Source organism: Pseudomonas sp. 910_21 (assembly GCF_052850735.1).
In genome coordinates, this window is record NZ_VXCY01000001.1 from 931248 (window position 1) to 942208 (window position 10961).

Annotated in this window: 10 protein-coding genes; 6 read left to right on the forward strand and 4 right to left on the reverse strand. The window is 60.1% G+C overall.

Going from position 1 to position 10961, the window contains the following annotated elements; all coding sequences use genetic code 11:
* Positions 1-31 precede the first annotated feature (31 nt).
* Positions 32-277 (reverse strand): hypothetical protein, encoded by a 246-nt coding sequence (locus tag FW796_RS04315; RefSeq protein ID WP_346633645.1) that lies wholly within the window; start codon positions 275-277, stop codon positions 32-34.
* A 335-nt stretch (positions 278-612) separates the two neighbouring features.
* A complete protein-coding gene (locus tag FW796_RS04320; RefSeq protein ID WP_346633646.1) occupies positions 613-2196 on the reverse strand; it encodes a peptide chain release factor 3 in 1584 nt (527 codons plus the stop codon).
* 349 nt (positions 2197-2545) lie between these two features.
* Here FW796_RS04320 and FW796_RS04325 point away from each other — a divergent pair, with 349 nt between their 5' ends.
* The 6 genes from FW796_RS04325 (at position 2546) to wecB (ending at position 9300) form a co-directional block, all read left to right on the forward strand.
* Positions 2546-3262 carry an ABC transporter permease gene (locus FW796_RS04325; RefSeq protein WP_346633647.1) on the forward strand — a complete coding sequence of 239 codons (717 nt, stop codon included), beginning with the start codon at positions 2546-2548 and terminating at the stop codon, positions 3260-3262.
* A 24-nt stretch (positions 3263-3286) separates the two neighbouring features.
* On the forward strand, positions 3287-4180 hold the full coding sequence (locus tag FW796_RS04330) for a glycine betaine ABC transporter substrate-binding protein (protein WP_446439052.1): 894 nt from the start codon (positions 3287-3289) through the stop codon (positions 4178-4180).
* A 15-nt stretch (positions 4181-4195) separates the two neighbouring features.
* Positions 4196-4849: an ABC transporter permease gene (locus FW796_RS04335; RefSeq protein WP_346633649.1), complete on the forward strand. Its 654-nt coding sequence runs from the start codon at positions 4196-4198 to the stop codon at positions 4847-4849.
* On the forward strand, positions 4846-6003 hold the full coding sequence (locus tag FW796_RS04340; protein ID WP_346633650.1) for an osmoprotectant ABC transporter ATP-binding protein OsmV: 1158 nt from the start codon (positions 4846-4848) through the stop codon (positions 6001-6003). Before FW796_RS04335 ends, FW796_RS04340 begins: the two co-directional genes overlap by 4 nt.
* A 678-nt stretch (positions 6004-6681) precedes the next feature.
* Positions 6682-7845 (forward strand): type III PLP-dependent enzyme, encoded by a 1164-nt coding sequence (locus FW796_RS04345; protein WP_346633651.1) that lies wholly within the window; start codon positions 6682-6684, stop codon positions 7843-7845.
* 366 nt (positions 7846-8211) lie between these two features.
* On the forward strand, positions 8212-9300 hold the full coding sequence (wecB, locus tag FW796_RS04350; RefSeq protein WP_346633652.1) for a non-hydrolyzing UDP-N-acetylglucosamine 2-epimerase: 1089 nt from the start codon (positions 8212-8214) through the stop codon (positions 9298-9300).
* A gap of 119 nt (positions 9301-9419) precedes the next feature.
* Here the strand turns inward: wecB and FW796_RS04355 are convergent, their stop codons facing one another.
* Positions 9420-10220, reverse strand: coding sequence for a tetratricopeptide repeat protein (locus tag FW796_RS04355; protein WP_446439053.1), 801 nt, complete (start codon positions 10218-10220; stop codon positions 9420-9422).
* Between the two features lie 3 nt (positions 10221-10223).
* On the reverse strand, positions 10224-10904 hold the full coding sequence (locus tag FW796_RS04360) for a Fe2+-dependent dioxygenase (RefSeq protein WP_346633654.1): 681 nt from the start codon (positions 10902-10904) through the stop codon (positions 10224-10226).
* Between the last annotated feature and the right edge of the window lie 57 nt (positions 10905-10961).

Genomic DNA, 10961 nt, shown 5'->3' on the forward strand with positions numbered 1-10961 from the left:
TGCGCATCAGTCCGTTGCCAGGGGTTTTCTTTTAGCCCTGGCTGTCGCCATCGTCGTCATCGTCGGTGGTCTGATCGTCATCCCCCGAACTGCCCCCCTGCCCTTCATCCCCCGGCTCCGACTCGGACTTGGCGAGCATCTGTACCGGTTCGCTTATGGTCGACGAAAAGCCCGGTTCCTTGACCTCCAGCAGGTTGTGGGCCCAGGCCGCCGAGGTTCCGAGCGACAGCATCACCAGCACTTTGATCAGCAACAGCGTGCGTTGGAAAATATTCATAGCCGATTCCATCCTTCACAGGTGAATCATCAAAGGCTGCGCCCAACCTTGTGAAGGTCGCAGCACTGTCTGAAACCTAGTCCCGATATCCCGGCTTTTCCAGATAGCAGGCTATCGATACCCGAGCCGACCGGGCCCTTCCGACTAACGGCGCTCCCTGAAATACACCACAACCCGTAGGAGCCGGCTTGCCGGCGAAGAGGCCCGCAAGCCATGCACCGCCGCGTCCGTAGCCTTCGCTGGCAAGCCAGCTGCTACGGGGCGGCGGGCCTATCCTGAGCGCAACAAAAAGCCCCGCTGTCTGCACAGCGGGGCTTGGGGTGTCGCAGGCGAACTTAGTGGTGTTCGCGGGTGGCGCGGAATTTCACGTCCGGCCAGCGCTCTTCCATCAGCGCCAGATTGACCCGGGTCGGCGCCAGGTAGGTCAGGTGACCGCCGCCGTCCAACGCCAGGTTTTCCACCGCCTTGTTGGAAAACTCTTCCAGCTTCTTCTTGTCGCTGCATTCGATCCAACGGGCAGACCACACGGTGATCGGCTCATAAGAGCACTCCACCTTGTATTCCTCCTTCAGGCGGCTGGCCACCACATCGAACTGCAGCACACCCACAGCGCCGAGGATGATGTCGTTGCTGCGCTCCGGGAAGAACACCTGGGTCGCGCCCTCTTCGGCCAGCTGTTGCAGGCCCTGGCGCAGTTGCTTGGACTTGAGCGGGTCCTTCAGGCGCACGCGGCGGAAGAGTTCCGGGGCGAAGTGCGGGATACCGGTAAAGCCCAGGGCCTCGCCTTCGGTGAAGGTGTCGCCGATCTGGATGGTGCCATGGTTGTGCAGGCCGATGATGTCGCCAGCATAGGCCTCTTCCAGTTGCTCACGCTCGGAGGAGAAGAAGGTCAGGGCGTCGCCAATGCGCACGTCCTTGCCAGTACGCACGTGGCGCATCTTCATGCCCTTCTCGTACTTGCCCGAGCAGATGCGCATGAAGGCAATACGGTCGCGGTGCTTGGGGTCCATGTTCGCCTGGATCTTGAACACGAAACCGCTGAATTTTTCTTCCTGGGGCGCCACGGCGCGCTCGTTGGCTTCACGGGGCAGCGGCAACGGCGCCCAGTCCACCACGGCGTCGAGAACGTGATCGACACCGAAGTTGCCCAGGGCGGTACCGAAGAACACCGGAGTCAGATGACCGTCGAGGAACTCCTGCTGGTTGAACTCGTGGCAGGCACCCTGCACCAGCTCCAGTTGCTCGATGAAACGCTCGTACTCGTCACCCAGGTGGGCGCGGGCTTCGTCGGAGTCGAGTTTCTCGATGATCTTGGTTTCAGTGCGTTCGTGGCCGTGGCCCGGGGTGTAGACGATGATGTAGTCGCCCGCCAGGTGGTACACACCCTTGAAGTCGCGGTAGCAACCGATCGGCCAGGTGATGGGCGCGGCCTTGATCTTCAGTACCGCTTCGATTTCGTCCAGCAGCTCGATCGGATCGCGAATGTCGCGGTCGAGTTTGTTGATGAAGCTGACGATGGGCGTGTCCCGCAGGCGGCAGACGTCCATCAGGGCGATGGTCCGTGGCTCAACGCCCTTACCGCCGTCGAGCACCATCAGCGCCGAGTCCACCGCGGTCAGGGTGCGATAGGTGTCTTCCGAGAAGTCTTCGTGGCCCGGGGTGTCCAGCAGGTTGATCATGTGTTCGCGATAGGGGAACTGCATGACCGACGTGGTAATGGAAATACCCCGTTGCTTCTCCATCTCCATCCAGTCGGAAGTGGCATGGCGATCGGACTTACGCGATTTGACGGTGCCCGCCACCGCAATTGCCTTGCCCATCAGCAAGAGCTTTTCGGTGATGGTGGTCTTACCCGCATCCGGGTGGGAAATAATGGCGAAAGTGCGGCGTTTCGCGACTTCGGCGGCCTGTTTGGTCATGGGAAATCGCCTGGCGGTGATCAAAAAAGGGCGCAGATTATAGCCCAGACAAAGCCTCGCGGGCCACCGCTGCCCCCGTCGCCCAAACCACCGCAAGGCAGATAAACGGTGGCTATATGCTGCCAAGTATGGAACCTTTTAAAACGTGGAGACGTCCACTCCCCTGTCACGCGCTGTTGTCAGGGGCTGAAATATCAGCAAGTTAGCTTGACGAAGCTGCGCTCATGGCTCGTTCAACCGCCGCTCTGCCGGCACTCGACGAGCTGCTTTTCGCGCGTACTTTCCCGGCAGCCAGGAATGGCCCTGCCACACGGGAAAGTACCCGCCGACCGACAAAAGGAGTCCGCCTGTGGCTATTCGCTATGGCAAAGGGCTGATAGGAGGGGTTGCGGTAATCGCCCTCCTGGCCCTGCTGATCCACTGGATCGGCATCAGTACGATCGAACACTACCGCGACGATCTGTTGTTCTACCTGCAAGCTCATCTGTTCCTGGTCCTGGCGTCCATGCTCGCCGCACTGCTAGTGGGCATCCCCGCCGGCATCTTCCTCAGCCGCCCGAGCATGGTCGGACGCGCCGAACGCTTCATGCAAGTGTTCAACATCGGTAACACCGTCCCCCCTCTGGCCGTCCTGGCCATCGCCCTGGGGATTCTCGGCATCGGCAGTGGCCCGGCCATCTTCGCTCTGTTCCTCGCCTCCTTGCTGCCCATCGTGCGCAACACCTATGAAGGCCTGAAAAACGTCCAGGGCTCCCTCAAGGAAGCGGCGGTCGGCATCGGCATGACGCCACGCCAAGTGCTGTGGAAAGTCGAATTGCCCAATGCCGTGCCGATCATCATCGGTGGCGTACGGGTAGCCCTGGCGATCAACGTCGGCACCGCGCCCCTGGCCTTCCTGATCGGCGCCAACAGCCTGGGCAGCCTGATCTTCCCCGGCATAGCCCTGAACAATCAGCCGCAATTGCTGCTCGGCGCGGCCTGTACCGCGTTGCTGGCCTTGCTCCTCGACGGCCTGGTAACCCTGGCCAGCCGCCTCTGGCTGGAACGTGGTCTGCGCCCGTCCTAAGTCCGTAAGCGCCAAGGAATGAACATGAAAAAAACAAGCCTGATACTCGGCTGCATCCTGCTTTTTTCCGGATGGGTGCAAGCCGCGGAAAAACCGCTGATCCGCATTGGTGCCCGGGTCTTCACCGAACAGACCCTGCTGGCGGAAATCACCTCCCAGTACCTGCGCAGCAAGGGTTACGACACCCGCGTTACCGGCGGCCTGGGCAGCAACCTGGCCCGCAGTGCCCAGGAAAGCGGACAGCTGGACCTGATCTGGGAATACACCGGGGTCTCGCTGGTGGCCTACAACCACATCGACGAGAAACTCGACAGCGAACAGTCCTACGCCCGAGTGAAAGAACTCGACGCGAAAAAAGGCCTGGTCTGGTTGTCGCCGTCCAAGTTCAGCAATACCTACGCCCTGGCCCTGCCGGAGAACGTGGCCCGGGAACACCCCCAGATCAACAGCATCAGCGACCTGACCAAGGCCCTGGCCGAAAACCCCAAGGAAAACCGCCTGGTGGCCCTGGACACCGAGTTCGCCAACCGCTCCGACGGCATGGGCGGCATGGTCAAGCTGTATGACATGAACCTGACCCGCAAAAACACCCGGCAAATGGACGCCGGCCTGGTCTACACCGCCTTGCGCAATGGCCAGGTGTTTGCCGGCCTGGTGTACACCACCGATGGCCGCCTCAACGCCTTCAAGCTCAAGCTGCTGCAAGACGACAAGCATTACTTCCCGGACTACACCGCAGCGCCCGTGGTGCGTCAGGTTTATCTCGACGCCCACCCGCAACTGGCCGCCGACCTCAAGCCGCTGGCGGCCCTGTTCGACGACGAAACCATGCGTCAGTTGAACGCGCGAGTCGACGTTGACCATGAAAGCCCCTCCGCCGTGGCCGCCGATTTTCTGCGCCAACACCCGATCAACTAATAGAGAGGAGAAGACATGGAATTTTTAAACGCCTTTTCCCATCTTGACTGGACCCAGGTCCTGCACCTGACCTGGCAACACATCACCCTGGTGGGTATCGCCGTGACCCTGGCGATTGTCTTCGGTGTCCCCCTGGGCATTCTGATGACCCGCTTTCCCTCCCTCGCCGGGCCCCTGCAGGCCAGCGCCACGGTGCTGCTGACCATTCCTTCCATTGCCCTGTTCGGCCTGTTGCTGCCGTTCTACTCCAAGTTCGGCCAGGGCCTGGGGCCGCTGCCGGCCATCACTGCGGTGTTCCTCTATTCCCTGCTGCCGATCATGCGCAACACCTACCTGGCGCTGACCGGTGTCGAGCCGGGTATCCGCGAAGCTGCCCGCGGCATCGGCATGACCTTCGGCCAGCGCCTGCGCATGGTCGAACTGCCGATCGCGGTGCCGGTGATCCTCGCCGGGGTGCGCACCGCCGTGGTGATGAACATCGGCGTCATGACCATCGCCGCCACCATTGGCGCCGGCGGCCTGGGCGTACTCATTCTTGCCTCCATCAGCCGCAGCGACATGTCGATGCTGATCGTCGGCGCGGTGCTGGTCAGTCTTCTGGCCATCTTCGCCGACCTGCTTCTGCAATGGCTGCAACGCTCGCTGACTCCAAAAGGACTCCTGAAATGATCGAACTTCAAAACCTGACCAAGACCTTTCGCAGCAACGGCAAAGATGTCAAAGCCGTCGACTCGGTAAGCCTGACCGTCAATGAAGGCGAGATCTGCGTGTTCCTCGGGCCGTCCGGCTGCGGCAAGAGCACCACGCTAAAAATGATCAACCGCCTGATCAAGCCCACCTCGGGCAAGATCCTGATCAACGGCGAAGACACCACCGACCTGGACGAAGTAACCCTGCGCCGCAACATCGGCTACGTGATCCAGCAGATCGGCCTGTTCCCGAACATGACCATCGAGGAAAACATCGTGGTGGTGCCCAAGCTGCTGGGCTGGGACAAGCAGAAATGCCACGACCGCGCCCGCGAGCTGATGAGCATGATCAAGCTCGAGCCCAAGCAGTACCTGCACCGTTACCCGCGAGAGCTGTCCGGTGGTCAGCAACAGCGCATCGGGGTGATTCGCGCCCTGGCGGCGGATGCGCCGCTGTTGCTGATGGATGAACCCTTCGGCGCGGTGGACCCGATCAACCGCGAGATGATCCAGAACGAATTCTTCGAGATGCAGCGAGCACTGAACAAGACCGTGATCATGGTCAGCCACGACATCGATGAAGCCATCAAGCTGGGGGACAAGATCGCCATCTTCCGCGCCGGCAAGCTGCTGCAGATCGACCACCCGGACACCCTGCTGGCGCACCCGGCGGACGATTTCGTCAGCAATTTCGTTGGCCAGGACAGCACCCTCAAGCGCCTGCTGCTGGTGAAAGCCGAAGACGCCGCAGACAACGCACCGTCGGTGAGCCCGGAAACCCCAGTGGCCGATGCCCTGGAACTGATGGACGAACACGACCGCCGCTACGTGGTGGTGACCTGTGCCGAGAACAAGGCCCTGGGTTATGTACGTCGTCGCGACCTGCACCGTCAGACCGGCACCTGCGCGCAGTTCCTGCGGGAGTTCAACGCCACCGCTGCCTATGACGAACACCTGCGGATTCTTCTGTCGCGCATGTACGAGTTCAACCGTTCGTGGCTGCCGGTAATGGATGCCGAACGGGTGTTCCTTGGGGAAGTGACCCAGGAATCCATTGCTGCCTACCTGAGCTCGGGGCGTTCACGGGGGATGAAGACCAATATCGTCTCGCCGGCTGAAGCGGTGGTTGCCTGATCAATAAATAGCCAATAACGAACCTGTGGCGAGGGAGCTTGCTCCCGCTGGGCCGCGAAGCGGACCCTCTTGGCAAAAAAGAGTGGAACTGCTGCGCAGTCCGCGGGAGCAAGCTCCCTCGCCACAAGGTTTTTTGCCCGCCAACGCGTCGGAAAAAAATATCAACAGCCACCCCCCGTGAATGCTGTCCGGCGACACCTTCCCAAACAGCCAAAATCCCCCTCACACCCGCCTCTCGCCGCTAACGTCGCCGATGTTGACGATTTCATACTTACCAGCCACTTGGCACGCAAAAGCGTCGAACGTGCAGGTATTTTTAACACCCGTGAATTCTTCGGGAACATCTGCCCGTCATCTGTGTCGGCTACAAAGAGAGGTGTCCGTCACGCACGTCAGACAAGTGCAAAAACGCGACATTTTTTGTTGATCTCAGGCCCCTCACCGCCTAAAGTTCGCGCCGAACGTCCATGCTGGAAACGATCCATCCGGCTCAAGTACTGACGACGAGACAGCAAGGCCAAGGGCAACTTTCCCATGGCCTTTTTGCTTTCGGCGACATGCCTTGGGAAGTAGGCGAACCAAAGTGGGGATACGGAGGACGTTCACAAGGCGGTGTCATCCATGACCTGTCCTTAAACCCATTGATTACCAACGTTTGCCAGTAGGAGCTCCCAACGCATGTCGATTAACGTCGAAGACTATTTCGCGCGCGAAACCTTTCAGAAAATGAAGGCCTTCGCCGACCAGCAAGAAACCCCGTTCGTGGTCATCGACACCCAGATGATCTCCAAGGCCTACGACGACCTGCGCGCCGGTTTCGAATTCGCCAAGGTCTACTACGCGGTCAAGGCTAACCCGGCTGCCGAGATCATCGACCTGCTGCACGAAAAAGGCTCGAGCTTCGACATCGCCTCGATCTACGAGCTGGACAAGGTGCTGGGCCGCGGCGTCAACCCGGCCAATATCAGCTACGGCAACACCATCAAGAAATCCAAGGACATCCGCTACTTCTATGAGAAGGGCGTGCGTCTGTATGCCACCGACTCCGAAGCCGACCTGCGCAACATCGCCAAGGCCGCCCCGGGTTCGAAAGTCTATGTGCGTATCCTCACCGAAGGTTCCACCACCGCCGACTGGCCGCTGTCGCGCAAATTCGGCTGCCAGACCGACATGGCCATGGACCTGTTGATCCTCGCCCGCGACCTGGGCCTGGTGCCTTACGGCGTATCGTTCCACGTGGGTTCGCAACAGCGCGACATCAGCGTCTGGGACGCGGCAATCGCCAAGGTCAAGGTGATCTTCGAGCGCCTGAAGGAAGAAGACGGCATCGAGCTCAAGCTGATCAACATGGGTGGCGGCTTCCCGGCCAACTACATCACCCGTACCAACAGCCTGGAAACCTACGCCGAGGAAATCATCCGCTTCCTGAAGGAAGACTTCGGTGACGACCTGCCGGAAATCATTCTGGAACCGGGCCGCTCGCTGATTGCCAACGCCGGTATCCTGGTCAGCGAAGTGGTGCTGGTGGCGCGCAAATCCCGCACCGCCGTGGAGCGCTGGGTCTACACCGACGTGGGCAAGTTCTCCGGCCTGATCGAAACCATGGACGAGTCCATCAAGTTCCCGATCTGGACCGAGAAAAAAGGTGAAGTCGAAGAAGTGGTCATCGCCGGCCCGACCTGCGACAGCGCCGACATCATGTACGAGAACTACAAGTACGGCCTGCCGCTGAACCTGGCCATCGGCGACCGCCTGTACTGGCTGTCTACCGGTGCCTACACCACCAGCTACAGCGCGGTGGAATTCAACGGCTTCCCGCCGCTGAAGGCCTACTATCTGTAAGAAAGCTGCAAGTGACCAGCGGCAAGCGGTAAGTGAAAGCCCATGACTTGTCATGGGCTTTTTTGATCTACTAGCGAACTACAGCGCCGTTGGGGTTTCGCTGGAGTGCCCAGCTCGCTAGGTGGCCGTAGCACCTCTCGCCCTGAGAGAACGGCATGACAGGACGTGTTGCAGCGATATCGCCAGCACCATTCGGACCCGTCACCGTAAACTCTCCGAATTCACCAAACCGGCGATCAAGCACTGCCACACTCAGCCAAAGCAAGCAATAGCCTTGCTCTTCGAATCATGAGCCTGCCAAATTATCGGTATCTCAGTGAAGGCTCTGAATAGCCATAGTGAACGCCTTGAAAAGAGAATTAACGCATGACCTGTAAAATCATCACCATCGTCGGCGCACGCCCTCAGTTCATCAAGGCCGCAGCAGTCTCGCGAGAGATCCTCAAACACCCTGACCAACTGCAAGAAATCATGGTCCACACTGGCCAACACTACGACCCGAACATGTCCCAGGTGTTTTTCGATGAGCTGGAGATTCCCGCTCCGAAATACAACCTGGAAGTATCGGGCGGGGGACACGGGGCCATGACCGGCCGCATGCTTGAAGGCATCGAACAAATCCTGCAGGACGAGAAACCCGACTGGGTTCTGATCTACGGAGATACCAATTCGACCCTGGCAGGAGCGCTGGCAGCGGCGAAACTGCATATTCCAGTCGCTCATGTCGAGGCTGGCCTGCGTTCGTTCAACATGCGCATGCCGGAAGAGATCAACCGGATTCTCTCCGATCGGGTCTCGACATTGCTGCTGTGCCCAACGGTAGTGGCAGTCGATAACCTGGCACAGGAAGGCATCACTCAAGGCGTCCATAACGTCGGCGATGTCATGTATGACGTGGCCCTCTACTACCGTGATCGGGCACGGAGCAACAGCCGAATCCTCGACACCCTGGGCCTGTCCGAGAAGGGCTTTGCCCTGGCCACCTGCCATCGCGCTGAAAATACTGATTCGCCTGAACGACTGAATGCGATCCTCTCGGCACTCGCAGCCATCAGTACAGAACTACCAGTGGTTCTGCCACTGCACCCTCGAACACGCAAACTGGTCAATGACCACAAGCTGCAACATCTATTGGAAAAGCTCACGATCGTCGAGCCCCTGGCATTTCTGGACATGGTGGCACTCGAACAGGCAGCCAAGGTGATTCTCACCGACTCCGGCGGCGTCCAGAAAGAAGCGTTTTTCTATCAGGTTCCTTGCATCACCATGCGCGATGAAACCGAGTGGGTTGAAACAGTGGCCCTCGGTTGGAACCATGTGGTGGGTGCATCCGAAGCTCGTATCCTGAATGCTTTCGCACAGTTGAAGGACGGCCAGAACGGCGACCAGAGCGCCCCCTACGGGAACGGAAGTGCAAGCCAGGCAATTATCAAGCACTTGATAATGGGAGCTTGAGACCGCGCCTTCTGGTCAGCCTGTATCTCACTTTACTCGCAGCTCAAGGATTGTTCAGGGACGGAAAACGTCCCTGCAACCACCTTTAGATCTACCGGCCAACAAGGCCAGTGTTGCCCTCAATACCTGGCGACATTGGAAAAAGCAGCCAGCTCAGCTCTATCGCTCTTATCCCCCAGCTCAGCCGCGCGCTGAAAATACTCCCCAGCCATATCTCTGACCTCCGGATGAGCAGCGCTCAACAACGAAAAACGAGCCACTCGGAGGAAGTTCAAATTGCCGCCAGCCAGGGCCTGTTGCAGCCAATCCACGGCTTCGTCGATACGACCGGCATCCGCCAGCACCGCCGCATAGCTGAACTGTCCGCGAAAATCCCCGCCTTCGGCCGAGCGTCGGTAGCAGTCCCACGCCGCTTCGGGATCGGCCGGACACACCACCCCTTCCTCCAGGTAACGCCCCAGCAGGTTCATTGACTTGGCATGGCCTAAGCCCGCCGCACGACGATAACAGTCCAGGGCCAAGGCATGGTTCTGCTCTACACCACGACCAGTGGCCAGGAGGTTGGCGTAGTTGTACAAGCCCCAATCCAGCCCCGCTTCCGCGGCTTGGCGATAGTGCCGTGCAGCATTGGCTGCATCCGCCGGGCAACCCCACCCGTGCTCATGGCAGCGGCCGAGCATGTTGCGCGCCATCAGGTGGCCGCCTTGGGCGGCGATTTCGAACCAGCGCAAGGCCAGGGGTTGATCCTGCTGGATACCGTGGCCATCGAGGAGGATCTGCCCCAGCAGCGCCTGGGCATCCACCAGGCCTTCCCGGGCCGCCACCAGTATCGCCTGGGCCGCACGGGCCGGGCTCTGTTGGAGCATGGCGCTCAGTTGCGCGCCGTCGAGGACTTCCTCGCGGCGAAGTTGAAAAGTCACGGCTTACACCTCGACCCAGCGACGCAGCAGGTTGTGATAGGTGCCAGTCAGGCGGATCAGCGAAGGGTGCTCGGGCATATCTCGGGTCAGTTCCTGGATCGCCCCGTCCATTTCGAACAGCAAGGCCCGCTGGCTGTCTTCGCGCACCAGGCTCTGGGTCCAGAAGAAGGAGGCGTAGCGAGCGCCGCGAGTCACCGGGTTGACCTTGTGCAGGCTGGTGCCGGGGTAGAGCACCATGTCCCCCGCCGGCAGCTTGACCCGCTGCAGGCCGTAGGTGTCCTGGATCTCCAGCTCGCCGCCGTCGTAATCCTCGGGGTCGCTGAAGAACAGGGTCGACGACAGGTCCGTGCGCACCCGCTCCGGGCTGCCCTTGGGCTGGCGCACGGCGTTGTCGATGTGGAAGTCGAAACTGCCGCCGGCGGTGTAGCAATTGATCAAGGGTGGGAACACCTTGTGCGGCAAGGCGGCGGACATGAACAAGGGGTTCTGCCACAGGCGATCAAGCATCGCTGCACCGATCTCCTGGGCCAGCGGGTGGCCTTCGGGCAACTGCAGGTTGTGCTTGGCCTTGGCCGACTGATACCCGGCGGTGATCTTGCCGTCCGCCCAGTCCGCCTGCTCCAGGGCTTCACGGATACGCCCCACTTCATCACGGGTGAACACGCCGGGGATATGCAGCAACATGGCCAGGTACCTGAGCAGCGAAAGGCCGTCAATGATATTGATTCTTATTGACTGTGT

Excerpts from the sequence above, each read along its gene's own strand:
- FW796_RS04315 (WP_346633645.1), bottom strand. The coding sequence starts at position 277 with ATGAATATTTTCCAACGCACGCTGTTGCTGATCAAAGTGCTGGTGATG.
- FW796_RS04320 (WP_346633646.1), bottom strand. The coding sequence starts at position 2,196 with ATGACCAAACAGGCCGCCGAAGTCGCGAAACGCCGCACTTTCGCCATT.
- FW796_RS04330 (WP_446439052.1), top strand. The coding sequence starts at position 3,287 with ATGAAAAAAACAAGCCTGATACTCGGCTGCATCCTGCTTTTTTCCGGA.
- FW796_RS04335 (WP_346633649.1), top strand. The coding sequence starts at position 4,196 with ATGGAATTTTTAAACGCCTTTTCCCATCTTGACTGGACCCAGGTCCTG.
- FW796_RS04340 (WP_346633650.1), top strand. The coding sequence starts at position 4,846 with ATGATCGAACTTCAAAACCTGACCAAGACCTTTCGCAGCAACGGCAAA.
- FW796_RS04345 (WP_346633651.1), top strand. The coding sequence starts at position 6,682 with ATGTCGATTAACGTCGAAGACTATTTCGCGCGCGAAACCTTTCAGAAA.
- wecB (WP_346633652.1), top strand. The coding sequence starts at position 8,212 with ATGACCTGTAAAATCATCACCATCGTCGGCGCACGCCCTCAGTTCATC.
- FW796_RS04360 (WP_346633654.1), bottom strand. The coding sequence starts at position 10,904 with ATGTTGCTGCATATCCCCGGCGTGTTCACCCGTGATGAAGTGGGGCGT.